The sequence below is a fragment of the Nocardioides sp. P86 genome (assembly GCF_023712465.1).
GTDB lineage: Bacteria > Actinomycetota > Actinomycetes > Propionibacteriales > Nocardioidaceae > Nocardioides > Nocardioides kribbensis.
The window spans coordinates 1449368-1464589 of sequence record NZ_JAMAYE010000001.1 but is presented as its reverse complement, the minus strand read 5'-3'; the positions used below and the strand labels follow the sequence as shown (position 1 = coordinate 1464589).

The window sequence follows — 15222 nt, the reverse complement described above, 5'->3', positions numbered from 1 at the left end:
GGCGCCGCCCGCGGGACACAGAAGGTGCACCCCATGAAGCTGCGACGTTCCCTGGCCGCGGTGCTCTCCGCCGGCACCCTGCTGGCCGCGAGCGCCTGTGCCGGCGACGAGCTCGACGACACGGCCTCCGACGACGCCTCCTCGTCGTCGTCCCCCTCGGAGTCCACGGGCTCCGAGCCCGCCGCCGGTGGCGGCCCCGTCACCATCGCGAGCCAGAACTTCCCCGAGGCGGCCCTGGTCGCCTCGATGTACGAGCAGCTGCTCGCCGACGCGGGCTACGAGCCCACCGTCAACCTCGTCGACGCCCGCGACGCCTACCTCGGCACGTTCCCCGGTGACGTCGACGTCGTCCCGGAGTACGTCGGCGGCATCGTCAACGCCCTCAACGCCCGGGAGAACGGCGACGACGCCGAGCCCTTCGAGACCGGTGACGGCGAGGAGCTGAAGGCCGACGGCGCCGACCTGCTCGAGGCCGCCGGCATCACCCTGCTCGACGTGTCGCCCGCCACCGACACCAACGCGTTCTTCGTGACCCAGGACTACGCCGAGGAGAACGACGTCGACGAGCTCTCCGACCTCGAGGGCGAGTCGGTCGTGCTGGCCGCGGCCCCCGACTGCGAGGGACGCCTCGACTGCGAGGGCGGCCTGGTCGACGAGTACGGCATCGACGTCACCGAGGTGCTGCCCCTGGGCTACGCCAGCGACCAGACCTACCAGTCGGTCCTCGACGGCGAGTCGGAGCTCGGCGAGACCAGCACCACCGACGGCACGCTGGAGTCGCTCGGGCTCGTCGTGCTCGAGGACGACCAGGAGATCCAGCCCGCCCAGAACCTCGTGCCGGCCGTCTCCGACGAGTTCCTCGACGCCAACCCGGGCGTCGCCGACGTGCTCAACCCGCTCATGGCCGCGCTGACCACCGAGAAGCTCACCGAGCTCAACGGCCGGATCTCGGTCGACCGCGAGCAGACCGAGGACGTCGCCCTCGACTTCCTGCAGTCCGAGGGCCTGCTCTGACGCACGCCCCCTGAGGCACCACCGGTCCCACCAGCACCACCCGGGCCGTCCGACCCCGCCACCCGCGGCACCTGTCGGCCCAGACCCGCACCTGTCGGCCCGCGCGTGGGCCGACAGGTGCGGGTTTCACCGGTCAGCCGGTGAAACCCGCGGGCGCGCCGTACGCCCCGCCGCCCGCGGCACCTGTCGGCCCGGACCCGCACTGGTCGGCCCGTGCGTGGGCCGACAGGGGCGGGTTTCACCAGCCGGCTGGTGAAACCCGCCGCCGCGCCGATCGACCGCCTCAGACCTCGTGCGCCCGCAGGGCGACGGCGGCGGGGTCGAGGGAGGCGGGGTCGAGGCCGGGCAGCGCGAGCCGCGCCCCGTCGGGGCCGGAGGTGCGGGGGGCGGGGCCGGGGTGCTCGGCCATCCACGCCATGACCGCCGCGGCGTCCTCGCGCCGGCCCTGCTCCACGAGCCACCCGGTCAGCCGGTGCACCGGCGGCAGGCCGGAGGCGGTCAGCGACGTGGGCCCTCGGCCGCCGGGGGCTCCCGCCCCCCACAGCGAGAGCACGCCGGAGCGCAGCAGCTCCCACCACGCGTCGTCGCAGCCGGGGATCTCGGTGAAGTAGCGGTGCAGGTCGCCGGCCAGCACGCGGTCGCGCATGACGTCGACCACCTCGCCCCCCGTCGCGGCCGGGGCGCCGGCCGCCCACTGCTCGACGCTGCGCAGCGAGTCGCGCTTGGTCGACCAGCGGTCGGTGAGGTCGGCCAGCGAGGAGCGCTGCTGGGTGATGGAGCTGCCGTCGGTGCGGATGCGCCAGTGGTAGACCACCTCGGGCAGCACGCTGATGCGCCGCGCGGCCAGGTAGGCCCGGGTCAGCGTGGGCTGGTCCTCGTAGCGCACGCCCTCGGGCCAGGTGAGGCCCGCGGTGTCCCAGAAGGCCCGTGACCAGAGCTTGTTCCAGGCGAAGAGGTCGCCCATCAGCTCGGGCAGCTCCGCGATCCCGAGGGCGCGGCGCTCGCGGTGCAGCCGGCGCATCCAGGGCGGCTCGGTGAGCCGGCCGTCCTCCCAGCGCGCCACCGAGCCGGTGACCAGGTCGCTGTCGTCGCGCCGCAGGGCCTCGAGCATGGTGGCGTAGGCGTCGGGCGGCACGACATCGTCGGAGTCGGCGAAGGCCAGCAGCGCGCCGGTGGCGTGGGCCAGGCCGGCGTTGCGCGCGGCGCCGAGGCCCTGGTTGGCCTGGTGCACGACGCGCACGCGGGCGTCCTGCTCGGCGTAGGCGTCGGCGACGGCGCCCGACCCGTCGGTGGAGCCGTCGTCGACGACGACCACCTCGAGCGCGCGGTGGCTCTGGGCCAGGACGCTGTCGAGGCAGGCGGGCAGGTAGGCGGCGACGTCGTGCACGGGCACGACCACGCTGATCACGGGGCCTTCGGCCGGACCGTCTGCGGCACCGTCCGCAGGCCCGCGTCGGGGATCGCGTCGGCGCAGCCTCACGCGCCCACCGTAGTGGCGGGCCCGATCGGCAGTAGGCTCCCCTCCCGTGACCGCCCTGCCTGACGCCACCGTGCCGCCCACCCCGGACCCCGCCGACCACCCGCGCAAGGTGCTCTTCGTCGCGGGCGCGGGCCGCAGCGGCACGAGCACGATGGCCGGCCTGATGCAGATCCTGGGCCTGCACGTGCCCAAGCCGGAGGTCGTGCCCGACGAGACCAACCCCAAGGGCTTCGGTGAGCCGGCCTGGGCCGTCGAGCACCACACCCGCCTGCTGCGCGAGGCGGTCGTGCAGGTCAGCGACTCGCGACCCGACGCGTGGTTCGAGACCGGCCGCATCTCCACCCGCGAGCCCGAGCGGATCCGCACCGCCCAGTGGCTGGAGTCGCACTTCGAGGTGGCCAGCGAGCTCGTGGTCAAGGACCCCCGGCTGAGCTGGTTCCTGTCGCTGTGGCGGGTCGCGGCGATCCGCAGCGGCGCAACCCCGGTCTTCGCCACCATGCTCCGCCCGCCCGCGGAGGTGGTGGGGAGCAAGCAGAAGTACTACGCCAACCGGCTCGGCTCGGCCCACCTGGCCAGCTCCTGGCTCAACATGCTGCTCCACACCGAGCGCGCCACCCGCGAGTCCGTCGCCGACGGCGGTCGCGTCTTCGTGCGCTACTCCGACCTGCTCGACGACTGGACCCGCGAGACGATGCGCGTGGGCGAGCAGCTGCAGCTCCAGCACGTCCTGCACGCCACCAGCGAGCAGATCCGCGACGGCCACCGCTTCGTCGACCCCGGCCTGCGCCGCGTCACCCAGACCCTCGACGACCTCGCCCTGCCCCCGCGCCTGCACGAGCTCACCGCCGAGACCTGGTCGGAGCTCAACAAGCTCGCCGAGCCCGGCGGCGACCAGCCGGCCGTGCACGAGGCCCTCGACCAGCTGCGCCAGGGCTACACCGACCTGTACGCCGAGGCCGAGGCGATCAGCCGCTCCTCGGTCGTCGCCACGGAGCACCGGATGCGCCAGGGCGGTCGCGGCCCCGGTGGCGGCCAGGCCGGCCCCGGCGGCCAGGGCGGCCCCGGCGGCCCGAAGCCGGGCGACGCGCCGGCCCCCGGCGCCCCGGTGCGCGCCGCCGACCGGGTGCCCCACGGCCTGCGGGCGATGGTGCCGGCCCCGGTGCGCCGCGGGCTGCGCAAGGCCGCCGGCCGCGAGCGCTGAGGACCCCGTCGTGAACGCCATCCGCCACCCCGACGGCCTGCGCAACCTCGAGGGCCACGCCGACTTCGACATCACCTGGCCCTGGCACCGCCCCGGCGGCCTGCGGGCCGGCTCCACCGCCGTGCTGCGCGTCAAGGACGAGGCCCGCGCCCTGCCCTTCGTGCTCCCGCCGCTGCTGCGTGCCTGCGACGAGGTGCTGGTGGTCGACAACGGGTCGACCGACGGATCCCCGGAGGTGGCCGCCGCGACCGCCGAGCGGGCCGGGCTGGGTCACCGGCTGCGCCAGGCGACGTACCCCTTCGCGGTCGCGCGCGCGGGCGCCGAGCACCTCGCCACCCACGAGCTCTCGGTGCACTCGCTGTCGTACTTCTACAACTGGTGCTTCGCCCAGGTCGCCACGCGCTACTCCTGGAAGTGGGACGGCGACATGGTCCTCACCACCGAGGGCGAGGTCTCGCTCGGCGACCTCGCCTGGCAGGTCGGCGACGTGCAGTCGATCATCCGCGTGCCGCGCCACGGGCTCTACCTCGACAGCGACTCCCACGGCTACCTCGACCTCGGCCTGCGCAACGCCGAGGAGTGGGGCTACCCCGTGGGCCCCGACTTCGTCTTCACCAAGGCCTTCGAGTGGGAGATCCGCTCGACCCCGGAGCAGTGCCGCTCGATCGGGCTGCCCCACGGGCTGTGCGTGGAGCTGAAGTTCCTCGACTCCGACGAGTTCGCCCACTGGACCGACCCGGAGTCCTTCGCCACCAGCTTCCGCAACAAGCGCAAGCGTCGCGAGTGGGCGGTCTTCCAGTCGCTGCGCCAGGGCGTCGTGCCCGACGGGGTGCACGAGATCACCGCTCCCGAGGGCGTCCACATCGTCGACCACGTCACGCAGACCTGGCTGCCGCGCGCGCCGCGTCCGCTCCAGGTCGGCTGAGACCCGCGCCCGGTCTGTCGGCCAGGTCACACCCGATCGCCTTACCCCGCGAGGGCGGTCGGCGTAGATTCGTCGTGCATCTGACGAGCTCACCGTTCGGTACCCACCCCGGCCTCCCGACCCGCAGCCAGCACGACCGGCAGCGTGGCGACGGAGGTGGTCGGAGGGACTGAAACGAAAGGTCACGGTCATGGTCACACCCGCGCACAGCCCTGCCCCCGGTCCCGACCCCACCCCGGTCGCCCCGGTCGCCCCCGCACCCCGGCACCCCGCCGCGTCCACCACCGCCCCCCTCCGCATCGGCGTCGTCGGCGCCGGCCGGGTCGGTGCCGTGCTCGCCGCGCGGCTGCGCTCCGCCGGCCACGAGGTCGTCGCCGCCGCGGGGGAGTCGTCCGCCTCGCTCGAGCGCATCGCCACGCTGCTGCCCGGCGTCGCCGGCGCCAAGCCCACCGCGGTCGCCCGCGCCTGCGACGTCCTGCTGCTCACGGTGCCCGACGACATGCTCGACAACGTCGTCTCCATGCTCGCCGCCAGCGGCGCCCTGCGCCCGGGCCAGCACGTCGTGCACACCTCCGGCCGCCACGGGCTCGCGGTGCTCGCCCCCGCCGAGCGCGTCGGCGCACGCGTGCTCGCGCTGCACCCCGCGATGACCTTCACCGGCACCGCCGTCGACCTCGAGCGGCTCTCCGGCTGCGTCCTCGGCGTGACCGCCGCGCCGGCCGAGCGCGCGATGGCCGAGCGCCTCGCCGCCGGTCTGGGCGGGCGGCTGATGAGCGTGCCCGAGGAGATGCGCACGCTCTACCACGCGGGCCTGGCCCACGGCGCCAACCACCTGGTCACGCTGGTCAGCGAGGCCATGGAGATGCTGGCCGCGGCCGGCGCCGACGACCCCGCCGGCACGCTGCGCCCGCTGCTCACCGCGGCGCTCGACAACGCCCTCGACCGGGGCGACGCCGCGCTCACCGGCCCGATCGTGCGCGGCGACGTCGGCACGGTGCAGGCCCACCTCGAGGACCTCGCCGCCAACGCCGCCCACACGCTCCCGTCGTACGTCGCGATGGCGCGCGCCACCCTCGACCGCGCGGTGGCCGACGCTCGCCTGCTGCCGCTGCGGGCCGTGAAGATCACCCGCGCGCTCGACGCGGCCCTCGCCGGGGCGCCGCACGCCGAGCCGGCTCCACGCCGCCACCGCGCCGGGGACCCCCGGTGACCGCGCCCGGCACGACGACCGGCACCACCGCGACCACCACCGCGACCAGCACCGCGACCAGCGCCCGGCCCGGTCCCCCGACCGGGTCCGGGCCCGTCCTGGCCCGCGACCGCGCCGAGCTCGCCGCGGCGCTCGCCGGGGTGCGGGCGGCAGGGGAGCCGGTGGCGTTCGTGCCGACCATGGGCGCCCTGCACGAGGGCCACGCCAGCCTGGCCCGGCTCGCGCGCGAGCACGCCGGGGCCCGGGGGGCGGTGGTCGCCTCGGTCTTCGTCAACCCGCTGCAGTTCGCGCCGGGCGAGGACCTCGACCGCTACCCCCGCACGCTCGAGGCCGACCTCGAGGTCTGCGCCCGCGAGGGCGTCGACGTCGTCTTCGCCCCGTCGGCGGAGGAGATGTACCCCGGCTGGCCGCAGGTCCGCGAGCCGCAGGTGACGGTCGAGCCCGGCCCGCTGGGCTCGGTGCTCGAGGGCCGGACCCGCCCGGGCCACTTCCGCGGCGTGCTCACCGTGGTGGCCAAGCTGCTCGGCCTGGTGCGTCCCGACGTCGCCGTCTTCGGCGAGAAGGACTACCAGCAGCTCACGCTCGTACGCCGGATGGTGGCCGACCTGTGCCTCGGCGTGGACGTGGTCGGCGCCCCGACCCGGCGCGACGACGACGGCCTGGCCCTCTCCAGCCGCAACCGCTTCCTCGAGCCCGACCACAGGCGCGCCGCCCTCGCCCTGAGCCGCGCCCTGCGGGCCGCGCAGGGCGTGGCGGCCTCGACCGACCCGGCGCAGGCGGCCCCCGCCGCCCTGGCCGCCGCCCGCGCGGAGGTCGACGCCGAGCCCGGCCTCGACCTGGACTACCTCGTGCTCACCGACCCCGACCTGGCCGACCCGCCCGCGCAGCCGGAGCCGGGCGCCCCCGCCCGCGTGCTGGTCGCCGCCCGCGTCGGCACCACCCGCCTCATCGACAACCTCCCCCTCGCCCTCGGGCCGACCGGCCCGGGCCACCAGACCGCAGGAGCCTCCTGATGCTGCGCACCATGATGACCAGCAAGATCCACCGCGCGACCGTGACGCAGGCCGACCTGCACTACGTCGGCTCGGTCACCGTCGACGAGGACCTCCTCGACGCCGCCGACCTGCTGCCCGGCGAGCTGGTCCACATCGTCGACATCACCAACGGCGCGCGCCTGGAGACCTACACCATCGCCGGCGAGCGCGGCTCGGGCGTGCTCGGCATCAACGGCGCCGCGGCCCGGCTCGTGCACCCCGGCGACCTGGTCATCCTCATCGCCTACGGCCAGATGGAGACCGCCGAGGCCCGCACCCACCGGCCCCACGTGGTCTTCGTCGACGCCGACAACAAGATCCTGGCCACCGGCTTCGACCCGGCCGAGGCCGTCGCGGGCTCCGGTCTGGTCCGCGGCGACACCGTGGCCGGGCGCTAGCCTTCGACGATGCCCGACGCGCCCGCCCGACCCGCAGCCCAGCCCGGCGCCCAGCCCGGCGCCCAGCCCGGTGGTCTGCCCGGCCGCCTCGCCGCCCCCGCCCCGGGGTGGACGACGCGGGCCGACGTGGTGGTCATCGGCTCCGGCATCGCGGGCCTGACCGCCGCGCTGCGGCTCAAGGACCGGGTCGAGAAGGTCCTGGTCGTCACCAAGGACGTGCTCGCCGCGGGCTCGACGCAGTGGGCCCAGGGCGGCATCGCCGCGGCCCTCGGCCCGGGCGACACCCCCGCCGAGCACGAGATCGACACCCTGGTCGCCGGGGCGGGCGCCTGCGACGCCGAGGCCGTGCGCGCGCTGGTGACCGAGGGGCCGGAGGCCGTGCGCGAGCTGATCGCGCTGGGCGCGCAGTTCGACCACGCCCCCGACGGCGAGCTGTCGCTGACCCGCGAGGGCGGTCACCACCGCGACCGCATCGCCCACGCGGGCGGCGACGCGACCGGTGCGGAGATCCAGCGGGCGCTGATCGCCGCGGTCGCGCGGGCCCCGGAGATCGAGGTGGTCGAGCACGCCCTGGCCGTCGACCTGCTGCTCGACGGGCCCGTCGGCAGCGGCGGCGTCGCGGGCGTCACGCTGCACGTGATGGGCGAGGGCCAGCGTGACGGCGTGGGTGCCGTGCGCTGCCGCGCGGTGGTGCTGGCCAGCGGCGGCCTGGGCCAGGTCTTCTCCCAGACCACCAACCCGGCGGTCTCCACCGGCGACGGCACCGCCCTGGCCCTGCGGGCCGGGGCCCGGCTGCGCGACCTGGAGTTCGTGCAGTTCCACCCCACCGTCATGTACCTCGGCCCGCACTCGCTGGGCCAGCAGCCGCTCATCTCCGAGGCCGTGCGCGGCGAGGGCGCCGTGCTCGTCGACGGCGCGCCCGAGGACGGCGGCACGGCCTTCATGCGCGGCGTGCACGAGCTGGCCGACCTCGCCCCGCGCGACGTCGTGGCCAAGGCCATCACGCGCCGCATGCACGAGACCGGCCGCGCCCACATGTGGCTCGACGCCCGCCACCTCGGCGAGGACCCCGACGACCCGGCCGCCGTCGCCCGCTTCTGGGAGCGCCGCTTCCCGACCATCCTGGCCACCGCCCGCTCCCACGGCGTCGACCCCGTCACCGACCTGATCCCGGTCGCCCCGGCCTGCCACTACGCCTCGGGGGGCGTCGCCACCGACCTGTGGGGCCGCACCGACGTGCCGGGCCTCTACGCCACCGGCGAGGTCGCCTGCTCCGGGGTGCACGGCGCCAACCGCCTCGCCTCCAACTCCCTGCTCGAGGGCCTCGTATTCTCCCGCCGCATCGCCTCGGTGCTGCCCGGTGAGCTGCGCGGCTGGAGCGAGCCGCTCGACCCCGCCGACGACGGCCGCGCCCCCGGTCTGGTCGACGCCGCCGTGCGACCCCGCCTGCAGGAGACGATGACCGCCCGCGCCGGGGTGCTGCGCAGCGCCGCCGGCCTCACCGCCGCCGCCGAGGAGGTGGCCGCCCTGGCCGCCGAGCCGGCGACCGCCGTCGACGTCGCGGCCTGGGAGACCACCAACCTGGTCACCCTCAGCACGGCGCTGGCCGGGGCGGCGCTGCTGCGCGAGGAGACCCGCGGCTCCCACTGGCGCGAGGACTTCCCCGAGCGCGACGGCGCCCGCTGGGCCGGCCACGTCGACGCCACCCTGCGCGAGGGCGTGCTCGCCCTGCGCCACGTGCCGGCCCCCGCCACCGACCCCGCGGCGGGTCCCACTCCCGCACCCGTGACCACCGGAGGACCGCGATGAGCAGCCACGAGACCGCGACCCGACCCGGCACCCTCCCGGGCCTCACGCCGTACGACGAGCTGCCGGGGCCGCTCCTGGCCGAGCTGGCCGAGGCGGGTCTCGACCCGCGTGCGGTGCACGACGCGGTCGTCGCGGCGCTGGCCGAGGACCTGCCCGGCGGCGTGGCCGCGGGCGACGTCACCTCGACGGCCACCATCCCCGCCGAGGCCCGCGGCGAGGGCGACTTCGGGGCACGCCACGCCGGCGTGGTCGCCGGCCTCGGCATCGCCGAGCTGGTCTTCCGTCTCGTCCTCGGCGACGCCGTCGAGGTCACCCGTCGCGTGCCCGACGGCACCCGGGTCGCCCCCGGCGACGTCGTGATGAGCGTGGCCGGCCCGACCCGCGGCCTGCTCACCGCCGAGCGCACGGCGCTCAACTACGCCAGCCACCTCTCCGGCGTCGCCACCGCCACCGCGGCGTGGGTCGACGCCCTCGACGGCACCCGCGCCCGCGTGCTCGACACCCGCAAGACGCTGCCGACCTACCGCGCCCTGCAGAAGTACGCCGTGCGCTGCGGCGGCGGGGTCAACCACCGCATGTCGCTCACCGACATGGCGATGGTCAAGGACAACCACGTCGTGGCCGCCGGCGGCGTCGTGCCGGCCTACCGCGCCGTGCGCGAGGCGCACCCCGACCTGCGCGTCGAGGTCGAGGTCACCGACCTCGACCAGCTGCGCGAGCTGCTGGAGGCCGGCTGCCGCGAGATCCTGCTCGACAACATGGACGACGCCACGATGGCCGAGGCCGTCCGGCTCACCGCCGGCCGCGCCACCCTCGAGGCCTCCGGTGGCCTGACCCTCGCCCGCGCCCGCGCGGTCGCCGAGACCGGCGTCGACTTCATCTCCTCCGGCGCGCTGACCCACTCGGTCACGGTCTTCGACCTCGGGCTCGACCTCCGGGACGTCTGAGCCGTGAGCCTGCTGTGCGCCGACATCGGCAACAGCCACACCGTCCTGGGGCTGCTCGACCCGGCGGTCGAGCCCGGCGCCCCCGGGCAGGTCCTGGCCGACTGGCGCGTCGGCACCGACGCCCGCCGCACCGCCGACGAGTGGGCGGTGCTGCTGCGCGGTCTGCTGGCCGGCGCTCCCGGCGGCCCTGCCGCCGACGCCGTCTCCGGCGTCGCGGTCTGCGCCACCGTGCCGACGGTGCTGCACGAGTGGCGCGACATGCTCGCCCGGCACTTCCCCGACGTGCCGCACGTCGTCGTGGAGCCCGGGGTCCGCACCGGCGTGCCGGTGCTCACCGACAACCCGCGCGAGGTGGGCTCCGACCGCATCGTCAACGCCCTGGCCGCCGCCACCCTCCACGGCGGCCCCGCCATCGTGGTCGACTTCGGCGGCACGGCCACGACCTTCGACGTGGTCAGTGCCCGCGGTCAGTACGTCGGCGGCGCCATCTCGCCCGGCATCGAGATATCCCTCGAGGCGCTCGGGCGACGCGGCGCCCAGCTGCGCACCGTCGAATTGCTCAGGCCCCGCTCGGTGATCGCCAAGAACACCGTCGAGGCGCTGCAGTCGGGCATGCTCTTCGGGGTCGCGGCCAGCGTCGAGGGAATCGTGAGCCGCATGGTCTCCGAGCTCGGCGCCGAGACCGACACCGTCACCGTCGTGGCGACCGGATATCTCTCCGACCTCGTCGTGGCCGAATGCTCCTGCTTCACCCACCACGACCCGTGGCTCACCCTGCGGGGCCTGGCCCTGGTGCACGCGCGCAATCACTGATCGTCCTCGTGGTCGTTGCGGGACCTTTTAGCCGACGTCGTCGCATTCATTAGTCGCCGCAAGCGCTTCGGCAAAAAGCGGCGTGAATCCTTTACCCGTGACAATTGTTTGTCGACGTCGCCCCTCTGGCATCATCGATCTCGCAGGAATTCAATTCGACGACGCTTCGGCGTCGAATTCACGGAGGTCGCAGAGCAATGGCGCAGAAGATCCACATCGTCCTCGAGGACGACCTCGACGGCAGCGAGGCCAGCGAGACGGTGACCTTCGGTCTCGACGGCACGACCTACGAGATCGACCTCACCGACGAGCACGCCACGGAGCTTCGCGAGGCCCTGGCGCCCTACGTCGGGCACGCGCGCAAGGTGTCGGGCTCGGCCCGCCGCGGCCGCAAGGCCTCCGCCGGCGCCGCGGGCAACGGCTCGGCCGGCTCGGCCGACGGGGGCCCCAGCGCCAAGGAGATCCGCGAGTGGGCCCGCTCCAACGGCTACGAGGTGCCCGACCGCGGCCGCGTCTCCGCCGAGGTGCGCGAGGCCTTCGACGCCGCCAACTGAGACACCGGCTGACACACCGGCTGACACGCCGGCTGACACGCCCGGTCCACCGTCCGCACGGGCGGCGGACCGGGCGTGTTCGCTCTCAGCGGACGCACCTTCTGCGCTGAGGGGGAACGCGTAGGCTGTCAGCGGGGTTGGACACTCCGTACCCTCCCTCCACCCAGGAGCGGACGGCACCCCACCTGCACGAGGAGCGATGCGCATGTTCGAGCGGTTCACAGACCGAGCCCGCCGGGTGGTCGTGCTGGCCCAGGAAGAGGCCCGCATGCTCTCCCACAACTACATCGGGACCGAGCACATCCTGCTCGGTCTCATCCACGAGGGAGAAGGCGTCGCGGCCAAGGCGCTGGAGAGCCTCGACATCTCGCTCGAGGCCGTCCGCGCCCAGGTCGAGGAGATCATCGGCCAGGGCCAGCAGGCCCCGTCCGGCCACATCCCCTTCACCCCGCGCGCCAAGAAGGTGCTCGAGCTGTCCCTGCGCGAGGCGCTGCAGCTCGGCCACTCCTACATCGGCACCGAGCACATCCTGCTCGGGCTGATCCGCGAGGGCGAGGGCGTGGCCGCCCAGGTGCTGCAGAAGCTCGGCGCCGACCTCAACCGCGTGCGCCAGCAGGTCATCCAGCTGCTGTCGGGCTTCCAGGGCAAGGAGTCCTCGCAGTCCGCCGCGGCCGCCACCGGCGCCAGCGGCGAGGCCCCGTCGTCCTCGCTGGTCCTCGACCAGTTCGGCCGCAACCTCACCCAGGACGCCCGTGACGGCAAGCTCGACCCCGTCATCGGCCGCTCCCAGGAGATCGAGCGGGTCATGCAGATCCTCTCGCGCCGCACGAAGAACAACCCCGTCCTGATCGGCGAGCCCGGCGTCGGCAAGACCACCGTCGTCGAGGGCCTGGCCCAGGACATCGTCAAGGGCGACGTGCCCGAGACGCTCAAGGACAAGCAGATCTACACCCTCGACCTGGGTGCGCTGGTCGCCGGCTCGCGCTACCGCGGTGACTTCGAGGAGCGCCTGAAGAAGGTGCTCAAGGAGATCCGCACCCGCGGCGACATCGTGCTCTTCATCGACGAGATCCACACCCTCGTCGGTGCCGGCGCGGCCGAGGGCGCCATCGACGCCGCCAGCATCCTCAAGCCGATGCTGGCCCGCGGTGAGCTCCAGACCATCGGTGCCACCACGCTCGACGAGTACCGCAAGCACCTGGAGAAGGACGCCGCGCTCGAGCGCCGCTTCCAGCCGATCCAGGTCGCGGAGCCCTCGATCGCCCACACGATCGAGATGCTCAAGGGCCTGCGCGACCGCTACGAGGCGCACCACCGCGTCACCATCACCGACGAGGCCCTGGTCTCGGCGGCGACGCTGGCCGACCGCTACATCTCCGACCGCTTCCTGCCCGACAAGGCGATCGACCTCATCGACGAGGCGGGCTCGCGCCTGCGCATCCGTCGCATGACGGCGCCCGCCGAGCTGCGCGAGTTCGACGACAAGATCGGCGAGGTCCGCCAGCGCAAGGAGGCCGCCATCGACGGTCAGGACTTCGAGGCCGCCGCGCGTCTGCGCGACGAGGAGAAGCAGCTGATCCTCAAGAAGTCCGAGCGCGAGAAGGCCTGGCGCGCCGGCGACATGGACGAGGTCGCCGAGGTCGACGAGGAGCTGATCGCCGAGGTCCTCGCCGTCGCCACCGGCATCCCGATCGTGAAGCTCTCGGAGGAGGAGTCCTCGCGTCTGCTCAAGATGGAGGACGAGCTCCACAAGCGGGTCATCGGCCAGGACGAGGCCGTCAAGGCGCTCAGCCGGGCCATCCGCCGCACCCGTGCCGGGCTCAAGGACCCCAAGCGTCCCGGTGGGTCGTTCATCTTCGCCGGGCCCTCGGGCGTCGGCAAGACGTGGCTGTCCAAGACGCTGGCGGAGTTCCTCTTCGGCGACGAGGACGCGCTCATCCAGCTCGACATGTCGGAGTTCAGCGAGAAGCACACCGTCTCGCGCCTCTTCGGCTCGCCTCCCGGCTACGTCGGCTACGAGGAGGGCGGCCAGCTGACCGAGAAGGTGCGGCGCAAGCCGTTCTCGGTGGTGCTGTTCGACGAGGTGGAGAAGGCCCACCCCGACATCTTCAACAGCCTGCTGCAGATCCTGGAGGAGGGTCGCCTGACCGACTCCCAGGGTCGGGTCGTCGACTTCAAGAACACCGTCATCATCATGACGACCAACCTCGGCACGCGGGACATCGCCAAGTCGGTGCACCTGGGCTTCAACCAGAGCGGCGACGCGGCGGGCTCCTACGAGCGCATGAAGAGCAAGGTCTCGGAGGAGCTCAAGCAGCACTTCCGCCCCGAGTTCCTCAACCGTGTCGACGAGATCATCGTCTTCCCGCCCCTGTCGCGCGAGCAGATCGTGCACATGGTCGACAACATGGTCGCCGCCGTGGAGGTCCGCCTCCGCGACCGCGACATGCAGCTCGAGCTCACCCAGTCGGCCAAGAACCTGCTGGCCGAGCGGGGCTTCGACCCGGTGCTGGGTGCGCGGCCGCTGCGCCGCACGGTGCAGCGCGAGATCGAGGACGTCCTGGCCGAGAAGATGCTCTTCGGCGAGGTCGGCCCGGGCCAGATCGTGCTGGTCGACGTCGAGGGCGAGGGCCCCGGCGCGACCTTCACCTTCCAGGGCCAGAAGGTCGCGGCGCTGCCCGACCTGCCGCCGTTCGAGACCGCCGGGGTCGAGGTCGGCGACGCCCTCGGCGAGGGTCCCTCCGACGAGGAGGGCCCGCGCGACGTCCCGCGGGCCACCGGCGAGACCGAGTGACGACCGGCTGACCGAGCACCACACCGCACAGCACGCAGCGCCCCGGGCCGCCAGGTCCGGGGCGCTGCTGCGTCCGGGCGACGGCGGCGCGTCGACCGGGCCGGGCCGGCTCAGGGCCGGGTCAGGGCAGCGCGTAGGCGCTGTCGCCGGCCCGCACGAGCAGCCGGTCGGCCACGAGGCCGGCCAGGCACCGCTCGCGCTGCTCCGGCTCGGGCCAGGCCGCCGCCAGCGCCGAGACGTGCACCGGGCCCTCGGCGTCGCGCACGACCCCCATCAGCCGCCCGCGGCACTGCCGGTCGGTGCCGGCCCAGGCCTGCGCGCGCCGCGGCGGCCCGTCGTACGCCGGCCGCCCGGCCGCCAGCCAGGCGCACTGCGCCGCGAGCGGGCAGTCGGCGCAGGCGGGCTGGCGTGCGGTGCACACGAGCGCCCCGAGCTCCATCACCGCCACCGCCCAGGTCGCCGCCGTGGCCTCGTCGTCGGGCACCACCGAGGCGGCCCGCTCCCGCTCGGCGCGGGTGAGCCCGGCCGGCGGCAGCTCGTCGCCGCCGAGCACCCGCGCCAGCACGCGACGCACGTTGGTGTCGAGCACGACGTGGCGCTGGCCGAAGGCGAAGGACGCGACGGCGGCGGCGGTGTACTCGCCGACCCCGGGCAGCGTGAGCAGGACGGCGTGGTCGCGGGGCACCTCGCCGCCGTGGTCGGCGACGATGGCGGTGGCCGCGGCGTGCAGGCGCAGGGCGCGTCGCGGGTAGCCCAGGCGGCCCCAGGCGCGCACGGCCTCGCCCGTGGGCTCGGCGGCGAGGTCGCCCGGCGTCGGCCAGCGCTCCATCCACGCGGCGTGCACGGGCAGCACCCGGGCCACCGGGGTCTGCTGGAGCATCAGCTCCGAGACCAGCACCGACCACGCCGACGCCTCGGGCCGACGCCACGGCAGGTCGCGGGCGTGCTCGTCGTACCACTCCAGCAGGGGGGCGTGCAGGCTGCTCATCGCCGCCATTCTCACCCGGGCGGGCGCGACCCCGGTGTGGCACCCCGACCGGGCG

The 15222-nt window shown here is 74.6% G+C and carries 13 protein-coding genes; 11 read left to right on the top strand and 2 right to left on the bottom strand.

Annotated features, from left to right (window positions below):
* Nucleotides 1–33 precede the first annotated feature (33 nt).
* Complete coding sequence (locus tag M3673_RS06935) at nucleotides 34–1014, top strand: ABC transporter substrate-binding protein (RefSeq protein WP_056864879.1); 981 nt, start codon at nucleotides 34–36, stop codon at nucleotides 1012–1014.
* Nucleotides 1015–1297: 283 nt separating this feature from the next.
* On the opposite strand, the gene M3673_RS06930 is transcribed toward M3673_RS06935, so the two are convergent.
* The gene (locus M3673_RS06930) at nucleotides 1298–2422 is read right to left on the bottom strand and encodes a glycosyltransferase (RefSeq protein ID WP_251532664.1); all 1125 of its coding nucleotides are present in this window, start codon (nucleotides 2420–2422) and stop codon (nucleotides 1298–1300) included.
* 118 nt (nucleotides 2423–2540) lie between these two features.
* Here M3673_RS06930 and M3673_RS06925 point away from each other — a divergent pair, with 118 nt between their 5' ends.
* The 10 genes from M3673_RS06925 to M3673_RS06880 all read left to right on the top strand — a co-directional run bounded on the left by M3673_RS06925 (nucleotide 2541) and on the right by M3673_RS06880 (nucleotide 14179).
* Nucleotides 2541–3695, top strand: coding sequence for a sulfotransferase family protein (locus tag M3673_RS06925; RefSeq protein ID WP_251532663.1), 1155 nt, complete (start codon nucleotides 2541–2543; stop codon nucleotides 3693–3695).
* 10 nt (nucleotides 3696–3705) lie between these two features.
* A complete protein-coding gene (locus M3673_RS06920; RefSeq protein WP_056905291.1) occupies nucleotides 3706–4620 on the top strand; it encodes a hypothetical protein in 915 nt (304 codons plus the stop codon).
* A 190-nt stretch (nucleotides 4621–4810) separates the two neighbouring features.
* Nucleotides 4811–5830 (top strand): Rossmann-like and DUF2520 domain-containing protein, encoded by a 1020-nt coding sequence (locus M3673_RS06915; protein ID WP_251532662.1) that lies wholly within the window; start codon nucleotides 4811–4813, stop codon nucleotides 5828–5830.
* A complete protein-coding gene (panC, locus tag M3673_RS06910) occupies nucleotides 5827–6843 on the top strand; it encodes a pantoate--beta-alanine ligase (protein WP_251532661.1) in 1017 nt (338 codons plus the stop codon). The genes M3673_RS06915 and panC overlap by 4 nt, the downstream gene beginning before the upstream one ends.
* On the top strand, nucleotides 6843–7262 hold the full coding sequence (gene panD, locus M3673_RS06905; protein ID WP_056864874.1) for an aspartate 1-decarboxylase: 420 nt from the start codon (nucleotides 6843–6845) through the stop codon (nucleotides 7260–7262). The genes panC and panD overlap by 1 nt, the downstream gene beginning before the upstream one ends.
* 9 nt (nucleotides 7263–7271) lie before the next feature.
* On the top strand, nucleotides 7272–9071 hold the full coding sequence (locus M3673_RS06900) for an L-aspartate oxidase (RefSeq protein WP_251532660.1): 1800 nt from the start codon (nucleotides 7272–7274) through the stop codon (nucleotides 9069–9071).
* Nucleotides 9068–10018, top strand: a complete 951-nt coding sequence (gene nadC, locus M3673_RS06895) for a carboxylating nicotinate-nucleotide diphosphorylase (RefSeq protein WP_251532659.1) — start codon at nucleotides 9068–9070, stop codon at nucleotides 10016–10018. The genes M3673_RS06900 and nadC overlap by 4 nt, the downstream gene beginning before the upstream one ends.
* A 3-nt stretch (nucleotides 10019–10021) precedes the next feature.
* The gene (locus M3673_RS06890; protein ID WP_251532658.1) at nucleotides 10022–10831 is read left to right on the top strand and encodes a type III pantothenate kinase; all 810 of its coding nucleotides are present in this window, start codon (nucleotides 10022–10024) and stop codon (nucleotides 10829–10831) included.
* A gap of 197 nt (nucleotides 10832–11028) precedes the next feature.
* Nucleotides 11029–11385: an Lsr2 family protein gene (locus M3673_RS06885; RefSeq protein ID WP_193661942.1), complete on the top strand. Its 357-nt coding sequence runs from the start codon at nucleotides 11029–11031 to the stop codon at nucleotides 11383–11385.
* A 205-nt stretch (nucleotides 11386–11590) separates the two neighbouring features.
* Nucleotides 11591–14179, top strand: coding sequence for an ATP-dependent Clp protease ATP-binding subunit (locus M3673_RS06880; protein WP_056864871.1), 2589 nt, complete (start codon nucleotides 11591–11593; stop codon nucleotides 14177–14179).
* A 121-nt stretch (nucleotides 14180–14300) separates the two neighbouring features.
* Here the strand turns inward: M3673_RS06880 and M3673_RS06875 are convergent, their stop codons facing one another.
* Nucleotides 14301–15167: an A/G-specific adenine glycosylase gene (locus M3673_RS06875; RefSeq protein ID WP_251532657.1), complete on the bottom strand. Its 867-nt coding sequence runs from the start codon at nucleotides 15165–15167 to the stop codon at nucleotides 14301–14303.
* Nucleotides 15168–15222: the final 55 nt, after the last annotated feature.